The organism is Pseudomonas sp. F007, from assembly GCF_057814275.1.
Map to the genome: position 1 here is coordinate 117,982 of NZ_JBVATA010000008.1, position 21,971 is coordinate 139,952.

A 21,971-nucleotide genomic window follows, 5' to 3' on the forward strand; every position below is an offset into this window, starting at 1 on the left:
GGTTACTTTTCGGTGGGGTTGTGTGTTTTTGATTGAGTGAAGGGAGTTGTTGATGAGTCTGAAGAATAGGAGTGGTCCGATATTTAAATGGTCGTTGGGGGGCGCGTTGTCAGCGTTGATTGGGTGTGGTACTGCGGATAATGGGATGGCGGGCGGGACTATTCAGGCAGTCAATCACACGGTTCATGCCATTAACTGGTTTTCTGTAAATGGATATAGAGCTCATGGTGGTGGTGGAAGCTCATGTTGCGTTGTGATGCCGGTTAAGTGGCGTCCCGGCTTGAAGGTAGATATTGAGTGGGAGGTTGACCCCGAACCCTTTGCAAAAATAAAGCGCAAATCCTCAGGTTTTGGGTTTGACGATGAGGCATGGGCAAAGCACGAGGCAAACTTTCAGCGCCATAGCAAGACAGTTGAAATTCCGGAATGGCAAGGGACTGAATCTTGCGGGTTGAAAGTGCATTTTTTAGTTTGCAACCAGATCAAAGTCACAACCTCTTGCTGGGGCTATGGATCGCCGCATAACCCTATCAAGGAACTTAGAAATATGGAGGAGCCATCTGTATGTCCGAAGTGAAAAGTAATTCTAACGATAAAGCTTGGGTGCCACCAGCATTTCCTGTCGCTGGACGATTGCCTAGAGAAGTTTCGACGGTTAGCATCAACTTTGAAAAGCAGGAGGCGGAACAGAGTCGCTTCAGGCAGGGTAAGAATTCTAGGGGGCAGACACAACGGCTTGATTGCTGTCACAGCTTGCACGTCAGTCTGTTTTTTGATGGGACCAACAACAATGAGCGTAACGATACTGATAAGCTTCATCCGAGTAATATCGCAAAGCTTTATCACGCATCGATTCAAGATGAAGCGGCCAAAGCTCGTGGTTATTTTTCCTATTACATGCCGGGAGTTGGCACTGCGTTTCCCGAGATTGGCGAGTTTGACTACAGCGAAGAAGGGTTGAGGTACGCCACGGGTGGCGAAGATCGTATTAATTGGGCATTGATCCAAGTAGCCAGCGCGTTGTCATTTTCACTAAACAATAAGATGGAAATCGATAGGCTCGTTGCTAAAGCAAAAGTCCAAGCCATGAGCACCTGGAAAGCACCCCTGATGAGCATGATGGGCGCCAGCAAACGCCGCAGCGTCATGATGGAACTGCTCAAACCCTTGCAAGCCCGCGTAGACCTCGCCAGACCCAGAGTGCTGGGCGTCAAACTGTTCGTCTACGGCTTCTCGCGCGGCGCCGCGCAAGCGCGCACTTTCGTCAACTGGCTAAGCCAATTATTCGAAACTCCTGCAGGCGCTGAAAGTCCTCAGCAGTCCTTGATCGGCTTGCCGATCAGTATCGAGTTCCTTGGCATTCTGGACACTGTGGCATCGGTAGGCATCGCCAACGTGGCGCCGTTTTTTGCCGGGCACATGGACTGGGCCGATGACACGCAACTGCTGCCGGACGCGAAAACCTATCCGGAATTCGTCAAATGCTGCCGACACTTTGTCGCCAGTTTTGAACAGCGTGCGTGTTTTCCCCTGGATTCGATTCGCGATGAAGACGGTCACTACCCACCGGATAGTTATGAAGTGGTGTACCCCGGCGTGCATTCCGATGTGGGCGGGGGTTATCCGCAAAATGATCAGGGCAAGGCGCGCGGCGGGACCAATGAGCTGCTGTCGCAGATTGTTCTGCACGATATGTACGCCGAGGCCTTTGCAGCAGGGGCACCGCTGCAAGTGCCTGAAGCTGTGCTGTCACAAAGACTGATGCTCGATAAAGCCTGGCGTGCCATGGGTCCTGCCACTGAAAGAGAGTTTGGACTGAGTGAAACGCTCATCGAACGCTTCAACGCCTGGCGCCACACCTTCCCCGGTATTTCCACCGAACCACCCACCACCCGCGCCTGGGAATACAAACCCCACCCCCTCAACACCACAGTCGAAGAAACCCTGGCCGATCAACTCGGCTGGATCACCGGCTGGCGCATTGGTCGTTACGCCAACGACAGCTACAAGCTTCAGCCGTTTTTCACCCAGGCCACGGAGGTGTCCAGTTACGACGGTGTCGAGGGCCAAAAGGCCTTCGAGAAGCAGAAAAAAATCGCCCTGGCCAGTCGCCTTAAAGCACCGGAGGCAGCAGTGGGCAGTCCTGGGCCGCCGATTTATGAACCGCAGATCGACAAGACCCAACTCAGCCAGGCCGCCGCCGAATTCAAACGCGACTACCTGGGCCTGGATCGCGAACAGACCAGTTGGAAAGCGACGATTACCGATGTGTTGTTGCGCGACACGATCTACCTGATCAATGCCAACGACGAGGCCAAAGATCACGCCAGCCTCAAGGCGGCAGGTGAACAACGGACCCGGATGTTGTTTCGCGATGATCGCGGCACACCGGTCAGAGATCCGAATCTGGCGTTGCTGGTGGGGTTGTTCGACGACCAGGTGCATGACTCACGCGCGTGGTTCATGCACGACGCGCTGAAATCGCGGGAGTTGTGGGCGGGTTATTTTTTCTACCGCATGACCTATTTCGGCAACGACAACAGTCGCGACCTGTCGCCCGTGGTGGTGGCCGGACGGGTTCTCGGCGTTGCCATGCTGGCCGGGGCCACGGTGTACGGCATCAAACGCGGAAACATGCTGGACGGGGTCGGCGGCATGGTGGCGGGTATCAGTGCGGCGACGATTGGCTACCGGGTCGTCGACAAGGCCAGCGGCGCGCTTTTGCCGTTCCTGCCGCAAGCCGAGCAACTGCTGCGCCCCACAAGCCACATTGGCGCGGTGGCCAGCGGCTTGAAACAGCAGATTGCCCTGGAGGACTACGCCCAGCGCATCGAACGCAGCAATGCCATGTTGCGTGCCGCTGGCAACCTGATCGAACTGCCCAAGGAGGTGGTCTGATGTTGCCTTTGGTGCGTGTGGGTGACTCGCTGGATCCGTTTGGCGGTGAAGTGCTCACGGGGCAGTTCGAGGCGTTCGGCAAACCGGTGGCCTGTGTTGGTGATCAAGTCCACTGCCTGTTGCACGGCAGGACCTACGTCAGCCAGGGGGCATCAATGTCCACCATGAATGGCAAGGCCGTGGCGTTGCACGGGCATCGCTGTGACTGTGGTTGCCGGTTGATCAGTTCGTTGGCGAGTTCGTTGATGGCGGTGACCCCATGAACCAGCCTCCGCCGTTTCTCGACCCTGATGATCCGGGCGAACCGCGTTGGCGCCGTTGGTGTCAGGCGCTGGTGTCGGCCTGGGCAGTGCAACTGGCGTTGCTTTGGCTATTCATGCCTGAAGGGCACTCATGGTTTGAGTTCGGCGTGTGGAGTGCGCTGCTGCCGTTGTGCCTGGCGCTGGTACTGGCGTTGCGGGTTTTGGTCTGGCAGATCGGCCTGTTGCAACGCGATGCTTACCGGCGCACCGCATACGCCGCCAGCCAGCGTTGGTGGGCGCAGCGCAGCCGAGGTTTACCCGTGCAGCAGGTGCTGTTGCTGGGGCCTGTGGGTGATACGCAAATTCATTATCAGGGCTTGATGCAGCAAACGCCGGAGCCCTCGGCAACCGCGCCCAAGGGCGCGACGCAGCCCATGTTGCGCTGTCCAGTTGCATTGGGTGCGCATGGACAACGTACCCAGGCGCTGGCCCGTCATCTGGCGCGCCTGGTGCTGACGTTGCCGCAGATGCGCGAACCGCGACCCATGGCGCGCGGTCTCGCCTGGCTGGGAGATGAAGGCGGGCAAACGGCCTTTATCGACGCTTTGTCCCAAGGAAACGTCAGCGTGGCAGACCCGCGTTTGCCGCTGCAGGACCTGGCTGATCTGGATCGCTTGATTGACGCCTTTCATCTTGACTGTCGCGAACCGGACGATTGGCTGCTTTGTGCCGGAGTGTTGTCGGTGGCTCAAGCGGCAGCACCACATTTACCCGGCGAAGCAGGTTTTGTCTGGCTGGTGAGTTGGCAGGGGCAGCAACGGCTGCACCGAGGCGAGTACCTGCCGAGCGGGGCTGAGGCTACACCGGTCGAACTATGTCAACAGATCCAGCGCTACGCCGGCCTCGATGCGCCGCCGGCAACCAGCCTGGCTATGGACCAGACCAGTCAGGCTGCCTTTGTCGAAGGAAAATGGGCAACTGGCGAGCATCAACTGTCAGGGCATTGGGGGGCGCTGGGTGCTGTCGCGCCGTTCATTGGTATGTCCCTGGCGCTGTTGCAGACACAAGAGAGCGGTCAGCCCTGCGGTTGGCTGAGCGGTGATGGAGAACAGCGATTGGCTATCGGAGTGGCAACGCCTCATGACAACAATTAAAGAAAATTCCCAAGGCTCCCTGCTGCGAGTTGCAGCGGGTTACCTGCTGATTGCGGCACTGCTGGCCCTGCTGGGTTGTCTGTTGTATGGCTTGTTCAGCGAGTATTTCGGCTGGTCATCACTGTCGCTCAAAGAGCTGGCGCAGTGGGGAGTGGGTGGCTGGTTTGCGCTGGGGTGGTTATGCCCGGTGATTGTCATTGCCTGGGATCGCCTGGCCCACAGACAGGCGGAACGTGCCGTGAAAGCGCTCGAGACAGCGACGTCACCGTTGACTCGGCGCGTGGCAGATAACTTGTGGCTGCCCAAGATGATCGAAGACCTGCGCTTCTACCACGGCCCCCGCTGGCGCCGAAAAATCCGCCTGTACCTGGTCATCGGCGAACCCGAGCAAATCCAGGCCATCGCCCCGCACCTGTCCCAGGACCACTGGCTGCATGGCGAGTACAACGTGCTGCTGTGGGGCGGCAGCGTACAAGTACCACTCACCCCCTCGGTCACCGAACTGTGCCAACAGCTAACCCGCCGGCGGGCTCTGGACGGGGTGATCTGGGCCCTGACACCCGCGCAAAGCCTGGAACAACAGACCCTCAGTCATGGCGTGGCGCGCTTGAGCGAGTTGGCTCACACGGTGGGCTGGTCGCTGCCGCTGCATATCTGGCAGGTCTGCGACAGTCTGCGCCCAAAACAATCGCCGCTGACCCAACCTGTGGGCTGTGCGCTGGCGGAAAAAACCAGCGCACAAGCCCTGGAAGATGCGTTGCAGCCCCTGATCCAGCCGTTGCGCCAGGAAGGCTGGATGGCGCTGGCCAAGGGTACTGATCACGACTTCCTCCTGCGCCTGTCGCGGGACTTGAAGGTCGAAGGCATTGCCCGTTGGCGCCAGGCCCTGGCGCCGTTGTTCGGCCGGTACGCCGCCAGCGTTTCGTTGCGCGGCTTGTGGTTCAGCCTGCCGCTGCCCGGCGGCAAGAAAACCGATGACAATCACTGGCCCCATGAGCCGGCCTGGTCCGGGGTTTTGGATGGGCAAAGACGGCGTAGTCGCCGTCTCGGTTGGCCAGCAACGCGGATGGCTTATCGGTTGGCCTTGGGGGTCGCGCTGGTCTGGGGCGTCGGCATGCTGCTCTCATTTACCAGCAACCGCACACAGATCGCCCACCTGCAAAACACCCTCGCGACCCTGCAAACGGCGGAGCAGGGCGACCCACAGCTTCGCGCCTTTTCCGAACTGACCCGCGAACTCGACCGCCTGGACTACCGCGCCACCCACGGCACACCCTGGTATCAGCGTTTCGGCCTGAACCAGAACGACGCCTTGCTCAACGCCCTCTGGCCGCGTTACGTCGAGGCCAATCAACGGCTGTTGCGCGACCCTGCAGCGGCCAATCTGCAAGCCGCGCTGAACCGCCTGATCAAACTACCGGCTGACAGCCCGTTACGCACCCAACTGTCGGCCCAGGCCTACGATCAGCTCAAGGCCTACCTGATGCTGGCGCGCCCGGACAAGGTCGACAGCGCCTTCCTCGCCAAAACCCTCAAAGAAACTGAAACCGAGCGCGAAGGAATCTCGACCGGCCTCTGGCAAGCACTCACCCCCGAGCTCTGGAAGTTCTACGCCGAACAACTGCCGAGTCACCCAGACTGGCGCATCGAAGCCGATCCGAAGCTGGTCGCTCAAACCCGGCAAGTGCTGCTCAGCCAACTCGGCCAGCGCAACGCCGAAGCCAGCCTCTATGAAAAAGTCCTGGCCGATGCCGCCACCCAGGCGCCGGCCCTGCGCCTGGCACAGATGGTCGGCGACACCGACGCTTCGGCGCTGTTCTCCAGCCGCGCGGAAGTGCCTGGGGTCTTCACCCGTCAGGCCTGGGAAGGTCAGGTGCGCCAGGCCATCGATAAGATCGCCGAGCAGCGCCGCGAGGAAATCGACTGGGTGCTCAGCGACCAGCATCACGAAATCGCCGCCGAGCTGACCCCCGAGCAACTGCGCCAGCGCCTCACCGAGCGCTATTTCCAGGACTACGCCAACGCCTGGCTGGACTTCCTCAACGGCCTGCGCTGGCGAGAAGTGAAAAGCCTGGGCGAGGTGATCGACCAGTTGGCGCTGATGAGCGACGCCCGCCAGTCGCCGCTGATTGCGTTGATGAACACCTTGGCCTATCAGGGCCAGGCCGGTGCCCGTGGTCCGGCGTTCAGTGAATCGCTGGTCAAGTCGGCGCAAAAACTCATCGCCCAGGATGCGGTGGCAGCCATCGATCAACAGCTACCCGGAGCGACCAGCCCCCTGGACAAAACCTTCGGCCCGTTGCTGGCCTTGATCGGCAAAGAAAGCGAAAACGCCGACCGCCTGAGCCTCGCCGCCTTCCTCAATCGCGTCACCCGGGTACGCCTGAAACTGCAGCAAGTCAGCAACGCGACCAACCCGCAGGAAATGACCCAGGTGCTGGCGCAAAGCGTGTTCCAGGGCCAGAACATCGACCTCACCGACACCCAGTCCTACGGCAGCCTCCTTGCCGCCAGCCTCGGCGCCGAGTGGGACGGCATCGGCCAGACCCTATTCGTGCAGCCGCTGGAACAAGCCTGGCAGCGAGTCCTGCAACCCTCGGCCGCCGGCCTCAACAGCCAGTGGCAACGCTCGATCGTCAACGAATGGCACGCCGCGTTCGCCGGTCGCTACCCGTTTGCCGCCACCACCAGCGACGCCTCGCTGCCGATGCTCGGGCAAATGATCCGCGCCGACTCCGGACGCCTCGAGCAATTTCTCCAACAACAGTTGGGCGGCGTGCTGCGCAAGGAAGGCCAGCGCTGGGTCGCCGACACCCGCCACAGCCAGGGCCTGCGTTTCAACCCGCAGTTTCTCACCGCGATCAACCAGCTCAGCCAACTCGCCGACGTGCTCTTCACCGACGGCGGCCTGGGCCTGAGTTTCGAGCTGCGCGGCAAAGGCGTGCGCGACATCGTCGACACCACCTTCATCCTCAACGGTGAAAAACACCACTACTTCAACCAGCGCGAACGCTGGCAGCGCTTCACCTGGCCCGGCACCAGCAGCCACCCCGGCAGCCGCCTGCTGTGGACCAGCGTCTACACCGGCGAACGCTTGTTCGCTGACTACGAAGGCACCTGGGGCCTGATCCGCCTGCTGGAGCATGCACGCATCACCCCGTTGAACGACAGCGACAGCCAGATGCGCGTGCAGATCAAAGCGCCCGACAACCTGGAGCTGACCTGGAATTTGCGCACCGAATTGGGGACCGGGCCGTTGGAGTTGCTCAAGTTGCGGGGCTTCACGTTGCCGACTGAGGTGTTTTTGCAGGAGGAGGCGAAGCCCAAACCAGTGGTCCGGAAAAAGAAGTCCGGTTGAGTGAGGAGGGGCCGGCATTGGCGCGGAATCTGCACCGAGGGGCTCGCGAGCGATGCCAAAAACGACGTGGTGTAGCGTACTGTGCAGCACCCGCAGAATTTGCAACTAGGCTAGGTACATTCGATCACACTTCTCTCCCGGACCCTGAGGTGAAGATGAGACCTGTGCTTACCCTGCTGGCCAGCTTGATTGCCGGTACCGCCGTGCCGGCATTGGCCGATACCTTCAGCGCTGCAGTCGGCCTCGATTATTCGAGCGGTGACTACGGCACCGGCACCACCTCCGAAATCTGGTACGTGCCCGTTATCGGCAAGTATGAAACCGGGCCGATGACTTACAAGGTCACGGTGCCCTGGCTGCGTATCACCAACCCTGAAGTCGGCCCCAATGGTGATCCATTGCCGGGCGGCTGTCACGACGTGGAAAGCGGCATGGGCGATACGGTCGCCAGCGCCGGTTACGCCTTGCTCGATGGCAGCGACGGCGGTGGCGTGTTGGTGGATCTGATCGGCAAGGTCAAGTTTCCTACCGCGGACGAAGATCAATGCCTGGGTACCGGGGAAACCGACTACAGCGCCCAGATCGACCTCGCCAAAGCCTTCGGTCCGGTCACCGGTTTCGCCACCCTCGGTTGGAAAAAGTTCGGTGATCCACCCGACACTGATTTCGACGACCCGTTCTACACCAGCATCGGCTTCGCCGTCCCCGTGGCCGCCCGCACCACGGCGGGCGCTTCCTACGATTGGCGACAGAAAGTCGTCTCCACCGGCTCGCAAATCCAGGAACTGACGCTGTTCGTTACCCACAAGCTCAACCAGGAATGGAAAATCCAGCTGTATGCGGTCAAGGGTTACTCCGACGCGAGCCCGGACGGCGAGGGCGGGATGGTGCTGTATCACACCTTTTGAGTGGACCCGTTACAGCAACGACATCGGGTAGCTGATGAACAGCCGGTTCTCGTCGAATTCGTTGCTGCTGAAGCTTTTGCGGATGCTCGAATTTCGCCATTTGACGCTGAGATTTTGCAGCGCGCCGGACTGCACCACGTAGGCCAGTTCCGATTCACGCCCCCACTCCTTGCCGTCGGTGATGGCGCCCGTGTGGACGTTATCGCCGCTCAGGTAGCGGTTCATCATGGTCAGGCCGGGAAGGCCGACCGCGACAAAATTGAAGTCATGCCGGACCTGCCAGGAGCGCTCCTGCGGGTTGTCGTAGCTGGAGTTGAAGCTGTCGTTGGCCAGGGTCCCGCCACTGGCCCCATTGACGCGCATCCAGGCGCTGTCGCCGGTGAGTTTTTGCAGGCCAACGTAGAAGGTGTTGCCGCCCAGTTTCGCCGAGAGCAGGCCGAACGCGGTCTTGTTGTCGAGGTCGCCGGCCAGGCTGGCACCGTTTTCCCTGCCGGTGAAAAAGCCGAGGTTGGCGCCCAGTGTCCAGTCGCCTGCCGGCTGGCTGTGGCTCAGGCTGAAATATTGCTGCTGATAGATGTCCTTGAGTTCGTCGTACCAGAGGCCCACGGTGGTGCGTTTGTCGTTGAAGCTGTATTCGCCACCGCCGAAGTTGAAGCGGTCGGAGGTGAAGGCCGCCTTGCCGTTCATCGACATGTCTTCCATGCTGGCATCGTTGCGCGGGCTGTTCTGGCGGATTTGCCCGCCGTACAGGGTCAGCCCGCCGATTTCCTGGGACGTCACCTGTGCGCCCCGGAAGGTCTGCGGCAACGAACGGCCGTCATCCGAGCGCAGGATTGGCAGGCTGCTGACCCACTCGCCGACCTTGACCACGGTGTTCGAGACCTTGACCTTGCCGGCCACCCCCAGCCGCCCGTAGTTGTCCGCCGGACGCCCGTCATCATGGATCGGCAGCAGTTGGGTGCCCGCCGTGCCTTTGCCGCCGTCGAGTTTCTGCGAGTAGAGCCCCAGCGCATCGACGCCAAAGCCTACCGTGCCGCCGGTGTAGCCGGAGCGGACATCAAGGATGAAGTTCTGCGTCCATTCCTCGGCCTCGTTCTGCGGCGCGGCGCTGTTGGGGTAGGCCGGGTTGACGAAGTTGCGATTGATATAGGCGTTGCGCAGATTAAGGTTGGCAGTCGTGCCCTGGATAAAACCGCTGTTCTCATCGGCCTGGGCAATGGTCGCCGAACCGGTGCTGATGGCCAGGGCCAGGCCGAGAAGGGCGTGCGGGGCAAGCGCAGGACGGTGCAATGCAGAGTGGCGCATGGTGATTCTCTCGTAGTGAATTCTTGTTTTTTTCGCGAGTTGTGCCGCCCCGCACCCGAATCTCGGGCGCAGGCGGTCCTGGCAACCGGTGCCGTAGACGTTGAACGAGGGGTCAGTTCAGCTGTTGGCGACGCAGCAAGTCATCGATGGCGCGGATTGCCAGGGGATAGCCATCGGCGCCCATGCCACAGATGACCGCGTTGACCACCCCGGACATGATCGAGTGGCGATGCAGTTCGTCGCGGGCATGGATGTTCGACAGGTGCAGTTCGATCAGCGGCGCATCGATCAATTTCAGCGCATCGAGCACCGGTATCGAGTGGAACGACAAACCGGCCGGGTTGATGATCACGGCGGCCCCCTGCTCGAACGCTTCCTGGAGCCAGTCGACCATCACGCCTTCGTGGTTGGTCTGGCGAAATTCGCAAGCCAGCCCCAGTTCATCGGCCAGCGCTTCGCTGCGCTGGCGAATCTGCTCAAGGGTGGTGTGCCCATAGATGTGTGGCTCACGGCGGCCGAGCAGGTTCAGGTTGGGGCCGTTGAGGATGAAGACGGTGCGGTTCATGGGGGTTCTGCCGGGTTATTTGGAATAGAGGGCGGTGGTGGAGGTGTCGACCGCGTCGGTGGCGGCGACGGCATTGAGATCGATGCCCTTGGTCTCCGGACCGATGACGATCATCGCCAGCGAGATCAGGTTGATCACGGCGCACAGGGTCACCAGTGGCCAGGGTGAGTTGCCCGATTGGCTCATCAGCCAGACCGCGATCATTGGCATTGGGCCGCCGATCACCAGGTTGGCGCCGGTGTAGGCCAGGGCCGAACCGGAGTAACGCACCTGGGTCGGAAATGCCTCGGCAAAGGCCACCGGCTGGATGCCGCTCTGGAATTGGGTGAAGCCAAGGAACAGCCCCATGATGGCCATGATCGCGGCAACGTTTTGTGTGTTGAGGATCGGGAAATAGACGAACAGGATCAGCAGCGTCATGCACGAACCCAGCGCCAGTGCTTTCTTGCGTCCCCAGCGATCCGACAGGTAACCGCCGGCCAATGCGCCGAAAATCGCGCAGACGTTGGCCACCATCAGCGACATGAAACCCATCGACTGGCTCATGCCCAGGTGCTTGGTCAGGTAGCTCAGGGAGAAGATCACGATCAGGTAGAACAGCGCTGCCGGCGAGCAGAAGAACAGCATCAAGCGCAGGATGGTCTTGTAATGCCCGCCGAGTGCGGATTTGAGCGGGCTTTTTTCCTGTTTGACCGGGGTCTTTTTCAGGGCCACGAAGGCGGGAGTTTCATCGACCTTGAGGCGTATGAAGATGGCAACCACGACCAGCACGAAACTCAGCACGAAGGGGATTCGCCAGCCGTAACTTTCGAATTGTTCGGTTGAGAGCGTCGCGGCGAGGCCCATCAGCACGGCGTTGGCCAATATCTGGCTAAGGGGCGAGCACAGGCCGAGCAAGCCTGAGTAACGTCCGCGACGTTCGGGCGATGCGTGCTCCAGGGCCATCAGTTGGGCGCCCGTCGATTCACCGCCCAGGGCAAAACCCTGGATGATCCGCAGCAGCACCAGCAGGATCGGTGCCCAGATGCCGATCTGCCCGTAGGTGGGCAGCAAGCCCATCATCACCGACGCCAGGCCCATCATGGTTACCGTGGCCAGCATCAGGTTGCGCCGTCCCAGTTTGTCGCCCAGGTAACCGCAGGTGATAGCGCCCAATGGCCGCGCCGCCAGGCCAACGCCGAAGGTTGCCAGCGAGGCGAGCAGGCCGGCTGTCGGTTCCATGGCCGGGAAAAACAACTTGGGCAGAATGGTCGCCGATACGGCGCCGTACAGGGTGAAGTCAAACCATTCCAGGGCCGTGCCGATGGTCGCGGCAGTCACGGCTTTGCGCGGCATACGCAAATCATGAGTCTCGTTACTGGTCGTGCTCATAGAGGTGCTCGTCGTTGTTTTTATGGTTGTTGATGACCCTTACGACCCCGCCCATTGGCAGGATCGTCGAAGTGGGTAGACGTTAACCGATACTGCTTGCAGAATAATTATCGAAATCCCGATAAATAGATAAGCCAGCCTTATGGGTCAGGAAGTGCCATGGAACTGCGTCACCTCAAAGCCTTCGTCATTGCCGCTGATCTGCAGCATTTCAGCCGGGCTGCCGAGCAGTTGGGCATCGCGCAGCCGGCCCTGAGCCAATTGATGCGCACCCTGGAATCCGAGCTGGGGTTGCCGCTGTTTCGCCGGGAGAACCGTGGGGTGGTACTGACCGCCGCCGGTGAGGCGTTCCTGCCGCACGCGCGGCAGGCCATCGAGTCCAGCGAACTGGCCATGGCCGCTGCCCGGCGTGCCCGGCGGGGTGAGGTGGGCGAGATCAACATCGGTTATCACTCGGCGTTGTTCGAGGCCAATTTGCCGCAACTGTTGCGGCATTACTTCAGCACGTTTCCCGAGGTCAAGGTGTCGCTGGTGGACGCCGGAATCCGTGCACAGTTCGACATGTTGCTCGAACATAAACTCGACCTGGCGTTCGCCAGGGTGTTCAAGGACCATTTGCCTGATCGCTTGCGCACCCATCATTTCAGCCAGTCCAGGATGGTCTTGCTGATCCCGGACAACCACGAGCTGGCACAGGGCTTCAACGGCGAGTTGGCGCAGCTGCGCCACGAAAAATTCGTGTTTCTCCAGGACACCGCAGGTATCGGCTTGACCTCACACACGCTGCAGGCGTGCCGCCAGAATCAATTGCACCCGAAGAACATCATGTACGTGCCGTCGCTGATGAGTATTCCCGGGCTGGTCGCAGCAGGCATCGGGCTGAGCATCGTGCCGGAAACCATGACCCGCCTGAGCATGCCCGGAATCCGCATTGTGCCGCTGGCGCAGGAAGAAATGGTCAGTGAGCTGTCGCTGATTTCGCGAATCGATGAGCGTTCCAGTGCGGTCTTGCACTTTATCGAAGAGGCACATGGCTGGGGCTGAGAAGGGGGCGCCGCATGGCAGGCGGCCATGCGGCGTTGAATCGGTTTACAGCGCGAAACCTGCCATGACGCCATGCTGGCTGTCCTGACCACCTGCGAGCAGGTGCATGGGCATCGGCTGCAGTTCGTCGATGGAGGAAATTTCGATATTGCCCACGACCTGCGGTTGTCGCTCACCCAGTCCGGTCGACTCTTGCTCCCTTGCCTTGGCCATTCTCGCGTGGTTCGCTGCGATTTCATGAAGAGTTGACACGATACATCTCCGGTGACTGACCAAGCTTGGCGCTGGTGTCCTTAACGTTAGTTTGATTTGCCGTGGCGCGTCAGAATTTCGTCGGCCGCGCAGGCCGGAGCGGGCCCGTGCAAAGGCTGAGCCAGAGGGTCGGGCGGGAAGGGGGTGGGCGACGAGCGGTGAGAAAATGTCGAGATTCAGATGCTGATGTGCGCGTCGCACGCCTCGTCATCGCTTTTCAGATGCTGGTTCCAACCGAAGAGTGACAGGCAGGAGAACACCACAAAGACCAGCGCACAACTGATGAGTAGGTAGTGCATACAGTCGCTCCGTATCAGCCATTTTTTTAATTGTTCTGATACAACGGAAAATCGGTGTCAGCGAGATTGATCCTAGTTGTAGTGGCAATTTGCGGTCAAGGCGGATTGATATTATCTGCCTGTCATTTCGGCCAAAACCACGCCTATCGGCACTATCGCCGTGCGCTGACCAGGAGCATGCCCGATTGTTGACGGCCGCCGGCCCGGCGTATCCTGCGCACGCGCCCTGATCAGCAGGCGCAACATTCAAACAAGGGATTGCTCATGCTCAGGTACTTCGATAATTCAGGATTGTTCAAAAGCACTTCGTCTCACTGCAACGGCTCGTCAGGCAGCGCCATCGTCGCCTGGGAGCTGAGAAATCTTGCTCTGAACACGAAGGAATTTTTGCTATGTCCAAAGAACTACTCGGAGTTTCTGCTTTAGGCCTGATGGTATTGGGCGAGTTTTGCGCCATTTACAGTGAAGTGGTCACCGCGCGCCTGGCGCACACTCCAGGGCAATCCTGGCAGGCGTTTGCGCTGCCGGTGGCGTTGATGTGCATCGCCGGGCTGTTTTTGCTGGGGGCGTACTGGCTGGGGTATCGGGCGGTCGGTGACATCTGGACGGTCACCGTGGTGTCGGTGATTTCCCTGCTGTTGCTTGAACCAATCGTGGTCTGGTGCCTGTTCCAGGAAGCACCGGGACGGGGCGCGTTGATCGGGTTCTGCCTGGGCGCGCTGGGAATGTTGTCCACGGTCTTGCTCTGACGATCAGTGCCGGCCCCGGGGCCAAGGGGCCGGCACAATTGCCGTCAATCAGGCGGCCTGTTTCTTGTGCTGCGCCTTCATGGCTTCCATTTGTGCTCCCAATTCTTCCAGTGCGGCTTTGCCCAGGAGTTTTTTCGCCTGGGGAAACATCTCGGTTTCCTCCTCTTCGATGTGGTGTTCCAGCAGTTCTTTCACCACCTTGGCACGCCCGGCGAATTCCGGTGTGGTCGGGTCGGTCAGCTTGAGGTCGGGCAGCACCAGGGAATCCACTGTGCGGTGTTCTTCCTTGGCCTCGTAGTACATTTCGTCCTGTTCCTTGCCGCCGGCTTGTTTGAAGGCCGGGTAAAGGATTTCTTCTTCAAGACGGGTGTGCAGGGCGATTTCCATTTCCAGTTTGGCCACCAACTCGGTGCGTTTCTTCACCGCGCGATCGGTGGATTCGCTGAGTTGGGTGAGCAGGGCTTTTACCCGTTCGTGGTCGGCTTTCAGCAGGTCAATGGCGTTCATGCAGGGCACCTCTTGGTCACGGGGATGGGCGCGGACCGGTCTTTGCCGATCGCGGTCAACACCGGATTGACCTTGCAGAGCCTGTGCCAGCCTTATATCTGCGAAAAATCATTTTGATTTCATGGGCTTATGCGTGACTTCAGCAGCGTTGGCCGTGCAGCTTGCACGGAGTGGCCGACAGCCAACTTGCAAATCACCTGATCCTTCGCCGCCGTCGAGCGGCGACGCTTCGGACACATAACGAAATGATTTACACTAGCAACCTTTTGCGGGAGGGGCAGTGGAGTGGACGTTCTTGAGCTTGTTGCTGACTTCCTGCAGCACTGGGTGATAACGCCTGTCAGCCAGCAATTGTTCAGTATGTTCGACCTCAATGGCCGCTTCGGCATGGCTTTCCTGCTGATTTCCTACAGCACTGCCTACAGCCTGTTTCGCTATCGCAAACACTGTGGCATGACCCAGGCGCGCTCGTTCTGGGCGTTTATCGGCGGCGCCAGGGTGCACTTGCACCGTTCGGCCTTGCTGGACATCCGTTACTACTTCGTACGCGGAATTCTCAAGGTGGCGCTGGTGTTGCCGATTGTCGGCCTGGTCGACCCCTACATCCTGCGCTCCGGCGACTACGGCACCTTCTTCACCCACCTCTGGGGCGCGCGAGTGGAGGTGGGCGAGCATGTGGGCTTGTCGCTGTTGTTTGGCCTGGGGGTGTTCCTGATCCAGGACTGTACCGATTACTGGCTGCATCGGGCCTTTCACAGTCGCTGGCTGTGGGCATTCCATAAAGTGCATCACTCGGCACCGGTGCTGACGCCGGCCACGGCCAGCCGCGTGCACTTTCTGGAAAAGGTCGCGGAAAAGCTGACCAATACCCTATGCCTTGGCGCTTATGCCGGGATCTTCTGGTACGCCTGTGGCGGCGAGGTCAGCCGCTACACGCTGTTTGGCGTGACCTACATGGTGCTGATCCTCAACAGCCTGGCGGCGAACTTGCGGCACAGTCATGTCTGGCTGTCTTTCGGCCCGGTCATCGAGCATGTACTCAACAGTCCAGCCCAGCACCAGATCCACCACAGTGACGCGCCTCGGCACTTCAACAAGAATTTCGGCACCAACCTGTCGTTGTGGGACTGGCTGTTCGGCACGCTCTATGTCACCCGCAGCACGCCCGAGGCCATTGGCTTTGGCACCGGGGAGGCGGATCAGCAGCGTTACTCGAGCCTCTATAGCCTGATTGTCCTGCCCTTTGTCGACACGGCACGCAAGATTCGCCTGGCGAGACGGCGGCGGATGCTGGCGTCCAGCGTCGCAAACATGCCCGCGGTGGCGTCCGGTCGAGCCCTTTAAGGCCTGGGGCGGTATAGCGCGAACTTCGTTGTTTGTTCAGTCTTCGATTCTCTACTTTCAGCCTTTGGCACTCTACTTTCTGAATAACTACCAAAGTGAACGGATGTCATCGTCTACGCGGCGGAGTTACTGTAGTCAAAGCGCTCGGGTTGAATAAGGGAATGATCAGATGCCAATAAGATCCAATGTGTATCACGTGTTCATGGAGCACTACCCGGATGCGCAATTTGTCACGGTTTATCACGAAAACGGCCGTATATCGCAGATCGCGTCCGGCAAGCGCCAGGGCAAGGTCGAGTTGGTGTTTGTCGGAACTTATGAGGCCAATGGCTGCCAGGTGATCGAAAGTTGCATCGGTGAGGACGGTTGCGGGCTGCCGGAAGTGCTCTGCAGTGAGGGGCCGATGCACTATTACCAGTTGGGGGCTGAGTTGGCGATGGATCATGCCAATAGTCCGATTTGCAGTAAGCCTTGAGTTTTCTGGGGCGACGGGTGTTTGTTGTTTTTTAAACTAATTGCAGGAGCTGGCTTGCCGGGATGCCGCATCGAAGCGATGGCGACTGCATGTTCAGCGGTGCATTCAATGGCCCATCGCGAGCAGGCTGGCTCCTACAGGTTTGATCGCTGATACGCCGCAGTTCTCTGTAGGAGCCAGCCTGCTGGCGATGAAGTAGACGCGGTGGTGCGCGTGCCCCATCACCGCCTGTCTGATTCCCGCCTTGGAAAACCCTTCCACGCAGAAAAAGTGTGGTTATTGAAGGACTTAGCCAGAAAAAATGTAATTTTCTTCATGTAAATATCTTGTTACAAGTGTTTTGGTCGGGTATTATCCGTCCCGCGTTCACCACCACGGTTTATGCATTTTTAAGCCCCAAGTTTCCATCAGCTACTTGGGCTTTTTTTTGCCTGAAATTTGACCTTCCCCCTCCTGAAATGCCTTTTCCAGCCCAGGCTGCCGCTAGAATGACGGCCATTTGGTCCGCTGGAGTGCCCGCTGATGCGCAGAGAAATCGGTTATTGGAATCGCGAAGGGCGCGAGCTGTTCTATTACCTGGAGTTCCTGCCGCACACGGCGGAGTTTTTCATCACCTGCGAACACCTGCCCAGGGACGGCGAGAAAAGTGTCAGGTCGGTGCCCTTGAGCGAAGCGCGGGGTGAGCGCTACTACGAGGATGCGCTGCTGATCATCAAGGAAGAGTTGTTCCGCGATTACCGCATCTGAACCCCCTGGCCGCAACGAGCGCAGCGGCCAGGGGCGAAGCTCAGGCGATCAGGTCGACCTTGCCGGTCGCCAGGCGGTAGATCCCGCCGACGATTTTCAATTTTCCAACACTGATGGCCTGGGACAGCACCGGTGACGCGCTCTTGAGGGTTTGCACCGTGTCCTTGACGTTCTGCACGGTGGCATTGAGCAGCAGGTCGCCGGGTTGCTTGAGGACTTTCTCGACCACCGGCTTCAAGGTCAGCGTCAATTTCTGAATCTGCCCTGGATAGACCGTGCTGTCCTTGGTGGTCTTGATCGCCGCGGCAAACGCGCCACAACTCTCGTGGCCCAATACCAGGATCAACGGCGCCCCCAGCGCCAGCACCGCGTACTCCAGGCTGGCGGTGCCTTCATCGGTGACAAAGTTGCCGGCCACCCGTACCGCAAACAGATCACCCCGGGCGGTGTCGAACGCGTACTCGGGGGCGATGCGTGAATCGGCGCAGCTCAAGACCGCGACGAACGGGTTCTGCCCCGACACCAGGGCCTCGCGCTCGTCCTTGAAGTCATGGGTTTTCGATTCGCCGTTGCTGTAACGCTGGTTACCTTCCAGCAGACGTTGCAGGGCCTGGTCGGGGGTGATCAGGTTCTGTGGTTTCGGCGCCGGGGCATCGGCTTCGGCAGCCTCGGAAGCGTTGGTCCATGGACCGGGCAGGGCGCCGGCCAGCAGCAGGGCGCCGGCACTCATGCCGGCGAGTCTGAGTAAGTTGCGGCGCGCAGCAGGTGGTTCAGAAAGGGCGGATAAATCAGGGGATTGGCGCATGGTGTGTGTACTCATAGGGTCATCTGTGATGACGGGTCATTGAGGGGCGAGTACATCCTTGAACCCCGGGGACGGCCATGCAGAAGTCTAGATGGTTTGCGAGCTGCTACAGTTTTTGCAGGACACACGAACCGGAGGCAATAGACATGCTGCTCAACAAACCGGAACAGGAACTGCGACGCGATCTGCAGGCGATAGCCTCGGATCTGCGCTGGTCGGCGGTGGACATGAAGGCCATCGCCCAGCGGCTCGATCAGGCGGGCAACCCTGCTGACGCTCAAACGCTGCTGCGCATGTGCGAGGTATTCGAGAAGACCGAGACACGGCTCGTCAGCTACGCCAATGAAGTCAAGGCGCACAAGATCAACCTCACGGTCTGAGTCGCGGCACGGCCGCAAAGCCCCTGCTTGAAACGTATATGAGGTTTGCCGAGGGCCGACAAATTCTATAAAGTTAACTACTAGGTCAACTTTTTAGGCTTGTCGGCCCTTCGCATCGCCAGGAAGGGTTTCTGAATGACCTGAGATTTCCCCGAATACCATAACGACATGGACGGATTTCATAACCGTCCAGAGGATGATCCATGTCCAACCGTGATATATCCCGACGCTCCTTCCTGCAGGGCGGGTTGATCGCTGGCGTCAGCGTCACGCTGACCCCCCTCAGCTCCCAGGCGCTGGCGGCCTTGATGGAAAACAGCGTGACCGTGCCGTCCGAGCAATGGCTGGGCAACAACGGCAAGGCGCGCATGCGTAACGACTCCCTGTCCAAGGTCTGCGGCAGCAAGGTATTTGCCCGCGACATCCGCGCCAAGGACATGCCGGGCTGGCCCCAGCAGCAGGGCCACGCGATGCTGCTCAAGACCATTCGCGCCGACCGCCTCTATGAAGGGTTCGACCTGAGCCTGCTCGGTGCCGACCTGCAGCCGGATCGTATCGTCACCGCCGAGGACCTGGACAAGGACGGCATCGTTTTCCCCGAAGATCACGCCCCCGATCCATTGCTGCCGACCGGCAAGGTGCCGATGTTCATCGGCCATCCGGTGGCGATCCTGATCTGGAACGACTTCGAGCGCTTTCGCAAGGCGAAGAACCTGCTCAAGTTCAACGACAAGGCCATCCGCTACGGCGCCCAGGCGCCGCTCTACACCCGCGACCCCTACGGCAGCTTCCGCTATGTGCGGGTCGGTGGCGCGACGTCGGCCGATGAAGACGAGTTCGCCAGCCTCAAGGACTCGATCCTGTTCCCGATGATTCGTGAGCGTCGTCCGGTGTGGAACGCCCAGCCCAACGTGCATGGCGACCTCACCGAGCGCGGGCTGTTTTACGCCGACCGCATGAAGCAGCAACTGGAGACCCCGCCGGAAGGCTGGATGGTCTTCGACCAGCGCTACAAGACTCCGTCCATCGAGCCGGCTGCCCTGGAGCCGGACAACGGCAACGGCTGGTTCGACCCGGCCACCGGCACCCTGCATTTTGTGGTGGCGACTCAGTGCCCGCTGGAAGCGGCGACGGAAACCGCGAAGATGATCGCGCCGTCGCGTTTCGGCCTGAAAAAACTCAACATGCACCCCGGCTATACCGTCGGTTACGGTTCCAAGGACCACAACATCTTCGTCTACTACGCAGCCCTGGCCGCGTTGTACGGCGCCGGTGTGCCGGTGCGCCTGGCCAACGACCGCTACGAGCAGTTCCAGAGCGGGATCAAGCGCCACCCGTTCGACATCCGCTACCAGCTGGCGGTGGATAAAAAGGATCACAGCTTCAAGATTTTCCGCGCCGACATGACCGTCGACGGCGGTGGCCGGATCAACTACAGCCCGTCCGTGGCGGCGGTAGGTGCCACGGCGGCGCAGTCGATCTACTACATGCCGCAGAACGACCTGCAGGTCACCGCGTATCACTCGCGGGGCGTCGAAGCCGGTTCGATGCGCGGCTACGGCACCCTGCAGAGCATGGCCGCCACTGAAATGATGGTCGACGAAATCGCCGATCAGTTGCAGGTCGATGCCATCGAACTGCGGCGCAAGAACGTCCTGCGTTCGGGGATGAAAAACACCCAGGGCGCGGTCCCGGCGGGTGCCTTGCGCCTGCATGAGATCCTCGACAAGGCCGCTGGTTTCGACCTGTGGAAGAACCGCCACGCGCTGAAACAACAGGAAGATGCCAAGGACCCGGACAACTGGTACGGCATCGGCTTCGCCATCTGCCAGAAAGACTTCGGCACGGGCTCCGAAGCACCGATGGCAAGCATCGCCTTCACCGCGGACGGGCACATCACTCTGCGCCACATCGGCATCGAGATCGGCACCGGCATGTCCACCTCCCAGGCCCTGGTAGTCGCCGACTTCCTCGGCAACCCGGCCAGCGAAGTGAAGACTGGCGAGACCGAGTGGGACGAGCTGCAACTGACCAGCAGCGGCAACCCGTACATCATGAGCCAGGCCGAGCAGGACACGGTTTTGCGCAACCCGCGCTGGGTCGGCAAGGTGGCGTCGGCTTCGTCGGCGACCAACTCGGCCTACTACTTCAGCCACGCCACCCGTGAAGCGGCCCGCGTGCTGTTCAACCACGGGCTGTGGCCGGCCGCCGTGGAAATCTGGCGTCAGGGTCCGTTTGGCGGCCAGGCCAACCCCTACGTGCTGCGCCGCGAAGACGCGCACTGGGTCGATGGCAAGCTGACCGCCAACGGCATGGAACCACTGCCGTTCGCCATGCTCGCCAAGCGTGCCCACGAGCGCGGCCTGGTGACCGGCGCCACGGTGCACGGTTTCAACCGCTGGAGTTGGGCCGAGGCCGAGTTCAGCATCAACGGCGTACGTGAACGCCTGCCCCTCGACGCCCTGGCCGTGCAGTACGGCGACGGTGCGCCGAAGGCGATCAAGGCGCAAATGGCCAGCGCCGGTTTCCACCTGCTGGATCGGCAGAACGTGGCCTACCCGGCTACACAGTTGAACAACGCTGCCGTGACTTACTACAGCCCGGTGGCGACCATCGTCGAGTTGAAGGTCAACAAGGGTTCGGGCGAGGTGCAGGTGCTCAATCACCACTCCTGGCTGGAATGCGGTCGGGTGTTGGTGCCGGAACTGGTCAAGGGCCAGATCGAGGGCGGTATCGCCATGGGCATCGGCCACGCGTTGCTGGAAGAAATGCCGCTGTACGAAGGTGGGCCAGGGGAGGGTGACTGGAACTTCAACCGTTACCGTCTGCCGCGGGCCAAGGACGTCGCGGTCTGGAAACAGACCTCGGAAATCCTCCCGCCGCTGTCACCCAGCGATCCGTCCAAGGGCATCGCCGAAGTGGTGATGATCCCGGTGGTGGGTGCCATCGCCAATGCCGTGGCCCATGCCATTGGCAAGCGGGTCCGTGACCTGCCTATTACTCCAGCGCGCATCAAGGAGGCCCTCAATGGCTAACCGTCCCCTGCAACTGACCCTCAATGGTCAATCCGTCGGTCCCGTCGAGATCCCTGATGATCTGCCGATGATCGACTACCTGCACGAATACCGTAACCTCACCGGCTCGCGCCTGGGCTGCGGCCAGGGCATCTGCCACGCCTGCGTGGTGATCGTCGACAATCCGGACGGCACCAGCGAAGAAGTGCGCACCTGCATCACCGGCGCGCATTACTTCGAAGGCAAGAAGATCCGCACCATCGAAGGCCACGCCAAGCGCGACGAGGCCGGCAAGGTCACCGAGCTGAATCCGATCCAGCAGCGTTTCGTCGATGAGTTCGCCTTCCAGTGCAGCTACTGCGCGCCAGGCTTCGTCAATGCGGCCACGGTGCTGGTGGAAAAACTGCAGCGCCAGCCGATCAAGAAAAGCCAGCTGGAAGCGGTGATCGAGGACAGCCTCGGTCACCACATCTGTCGTTGCACCGGCTACGTGCGCTACTACAGCGCGACGCGCAACGTGCTCACCGATCTTGGCCTGGTCAAGGAGGGTTGAG

The 21,971-nt window shown here is 60.3% G+C and carries 21 protein-coding genes; 14 read left to right on the forward strand and 7 right to left on the reverse strand.

Going from position 1 to position 21,971, the window contains the following annotated elements; translation table 11 throughout:
- The first annotated feature begins 52 nt into the window (after positions 1-52).
- The 6 genes from tli1a (at position 53) to ACZYR5_RS20740 (ending at position 8,560) form a co-directional block, all read left to right on the forward strand.
- Positions 53-577, forward strand: coding sequence for a Tli1a family immunity protein (tli1a, locus tag ACZYR5_RS20715; RefSeq protein WP_489091307.1), 525 nt, complete (start codon positions 53-55; stop codon positions 575-577).
- Positions 565-2,898, forward strand: a complete 2,334-nt coding sequence (locus ACZYR5_RS20720) for a T6SS phospholipase effector Tle1-like catalytic domain-containing protein (protein WP_489091308.1) — start codon at positions 565-567, stop codon at positions 2,896-2,898. Before tli1a ends, ACZYR5_RS20720 begins: the two co-directional genes overlap by 13 nt.
- Positions 2,898-3,161 (forward strand): PAAR domain-containing protein, encoded by a 264-nt coding sequence (locus ACZYR5_RS20725; protein ID WP_489091309.1) that lies wholly within the window; start codon positions 2,898-2,900, stop codon positions 3,159-3,161. The genes ACZYR5_RS20720 and ACZYR5_RS20725 overlap by 1 nt, the downstream gene beginning before the upstream one ends.
- Positions 3,158-4,294, forward strand: a complete 1,137-nt coding sequence (locus ACZYR5_RS20730; protein WP_489091310.1) for a hypothetical protein — start codon at positions 3,158-3,160, stop codon at positions 4,292-4,294. The genes ACZYR5_RS20725 and ACZYR5_RS20730 overlap by 4 nt, the downstream gene beginning before the upstream one ends.
- Entirely contained in the window at positions 4,281-7,652 is a 3,372-nt protein-coding gene (locus ACZYR5_RS20735) for an ImcF-related family protein (RefSeq protein ID WP_489091311.1), read from the forward strand. The genes ACZYR5_RS20730 and ACZYR5_RS20735 overlap by 14 nt, the downstream gene beginning before the upstream one ends.
- A gap of 155 nt (positions 7,653-7,807) precedes the next feature.
- Complete coding sequence (locus tag ACZYR5_RS20740; RefSeq protein WP_489091312.1) at positions 7,808-8,560, forward strand: hypothetical protein; 753 nt, start codon at positions 7,808-7,810, stop codon at positions 8,558-8,560.
- Positions 8,561-8,569: 9 nt separating this feature from the next.
- Here ACZYR5_RS20740 and ACZYR5_RS20745 read toward each other — a convergent pair whose 3' ends face one another.
- The 3 genes from ACZYR5_RS20745 to ACZYR5_RS20755 form a co-directional block, all read right to left on the reverse strand.
- On the reverse strand, positions 8,570-9,865 hold the full coding sequence (locus ACZYR5_RS20745) for an OprD family porin (RefSeq protein WP_489091313.1): 1,296 nt from the start codon (positions 9,863-9,865) through the stop codon (positions 8,570-8,572).
- Between the two features lie 112 nt (positions 9,866-9,977).
- Positions 9,978-10,430: a type II 3-dehydroquinate dehydratase gene (locus tag ACZYR5_RS20750; RefSeq protein ID WP_489091314.1), complete on the reverse strand. Its 453-nt coding sequence runs from the start codon at positions 10,428-10,430 to the stop codon at positions 9,978-9,980.
- A 15-nt stretch (positions 10,431-10,445) separates the two neighbouring features.
- Positions 10,446-11,801 (reverse strand): MFS transporter, encoded by a 1,356-nt coding sequence (locus tag ACZYR5_RS20755; protein WP_489091315.1) that lies wholly within the window; start codon positions 11,799-11,801, stop codon positions 10,446-10,448.
- Positions 11,802-11,960: 159 nt separating this feature from the next.
- Here ACZYR5_RS20755 and ACZYR5_RS20760 point away from each other — a divergent pair, with 159 nt between their 5' ends.
- Positions 11,961-12,845, forward strand: coding sequence for a LysR family transcriptional regulator (locus tag ACZYR5_RS20760; RefSeq protein ID WP_489091316.1), 885 nt, complete (start codon positions 11,961-11,963; stop codon positions 12,843-12,845).
- A gap of 45 nt (positions 12,846-12,890) precedes the next feature.
- Here the strand turns inward: ACZYR5_RS20760 and ACZYR5_RS20765 are convergent, their stop codons facing one another.
- Positions 12,891-13,097, reverse strand: coding sequence for a hypothetical protein (locus ACZYR5_RS20765; protein ID WP_489091317.1), 207 nt, complete (start codon positions 13,095-13,097; stop codon positions 12,891-12,893).
- A gap of 176 nt (positions 13,098-13,273) precedes the next feature.
- Positions 13,274-13,396 carry a hypothetical protein gene (locus ACZYR5_RS20770; RefSeq protein WP_489091318.1) on the reverse strand — a complete coding sequence of 41 codons (123 nt, stop codon included), beginning with the start codon at positions 13,394-13,396 and terminating at the stop codon, positions 13,274-13,276.
- Between the two features lie 431 nt (positions 13,397-13,827).
- Between ACZYR5_RS20770 and ACZYR5_RS20775 the strand changes: the two genes are divergently transcribed.
- Positions 13,828-14,145, forward strand: coding sequence for a hypothetical protein (locus ACZYR5_RS20775; RefSeq protein WP_489091573.1), 318 nt, complete (start codon positions 13,828-13,830; stop codon positions 14,143-14,145).
- Between the two features lie 48 nt (positions 14,146-14,193).
- On the opposite strand, the gene ACZYR5_RS20780 is transcribed toward ACZYR5_RS20775, so the two are convergent.
- The gene (locus ACZYR5_RS20780) at positions 14,194-14,652 is read right to left on the reverse strand and encodes a PA2171 family ribosome-binding persister protein (protein ID WP_489091319.1); all 459 of its coding nucleotides are present in this window, start codon (positions 14,650-14,652) and stop codon (positions 14,194-14,196) included.
- Positions 14,653-14,937: 285 nt separating this feature from the next.
- On the opposite strand from ACZYR5_RS20780, the gene ACZYR5_RS20785 reads away from it, so the two are divergent.
- From ACZYR5_RS20785 to ACZYR5_RS20795, 3 genes are all read left to right on the forward strand, one after another.
- Positions 14,938-15,996 (forward strand): sterol desaturase family protein, encoded by a 1,059-nt coding sequence (locus tag ACZYR5_RS20785; protein ID WP_489091320.1) that lies wholly within the window; start codon positions 14,938-14,940, stop codon positions 15,994-15,996.
- A 169-nt stretch (positions 15,997-16,165) separates the two neighbouring features.
- The gene (locus ACZYR5_RS20790; protein ID WP_489091321.1) at positions 16,166-16,471 is read left to right on the forward strand and encodes a hypothetical protein; all 306 of its coding nucleotides are present in this window, start codon (positions 16,166-16,168) and stop codon (positions 16,469-16,471) included.
- A gap of 522 nt (positions 16,472-16,993) precedes the next feature.
- On the forward strand, positions 16,994-17,218 hold the full coding sequence (locus ACZYR5_RS20795) for a hypothetical protein (protein ID WP_489091322.1): 225 nt from the start codon (positions 16,994-16,996) through the stop codon (positions 17,216-17,218).
- A gap of 40 nt (positions 17,219-17,258) precedes the next feature.
- On the opposite strand, the gene ACZYR5_RS20800 is transcribed toward ACZYR5_RS20795, so the two are convergent.
- Positions 17,259-18,023: a carbonic anhydrase gene (locus ACZYR5_RS20800; protein ID WP_489091574.1), complete on the reverse strand. Its 765-nt coding sequence runs from the start codon at positions 18,021-18,023 to the stop codon at positions 17,259-17,261.
- A gap of 146 nt (positions 18,024-18,169) precedes the next feature.
- Here ACZYR5_RS20800 and ACZYR5_RS20805 point away from each other — a divergent pair, with 146 nt between their 5' ends.
- From ACZYR5_RS20805 to ACZYR5_RS20815, 3 genes are all read left to right on the forward strand, one after another.
- Positions 18,170-18,403, forward strand: coding sequence for a hypothetical protein (locus ACZYR5_RS20805; protein ID WP_489091323.1), 234 nt, complete (start codon positions 18,170-18,172; stop codon positions 18,401-18,403).
- Between the two features lie 203 nt (positions 18,404-18,606).
- Positions 18,607-21,438: a xanthine dehydrogenase family protein molybdopterin-binding subunit gene (locus ACZYR5_RS20810; protein WP_489091324.1), complete on the forward strand. Its 2,832-nt coding sequence runs from the start codon at positions 18,607-18,609 to the stop codon at positions 21,436-21,438.
- Complete coding sequence (locus tag ACZYR5_RS20815; protein WP_489091325.1) at positions 21,431-21,970, forward strand: (2Fe-2S)-binding protein; 540 nt, start codon at positions 21,431-21,433, stop codon at positions 21,968-21,970. The genes ACZYR5_RS20810 and ACZYR5_RS20815 overlap by 8 nt, the downstream gene beginning before the upstream one ends.
- The last annotated feature ends 1 nt before the right edge of the window (position 21,971 follow it).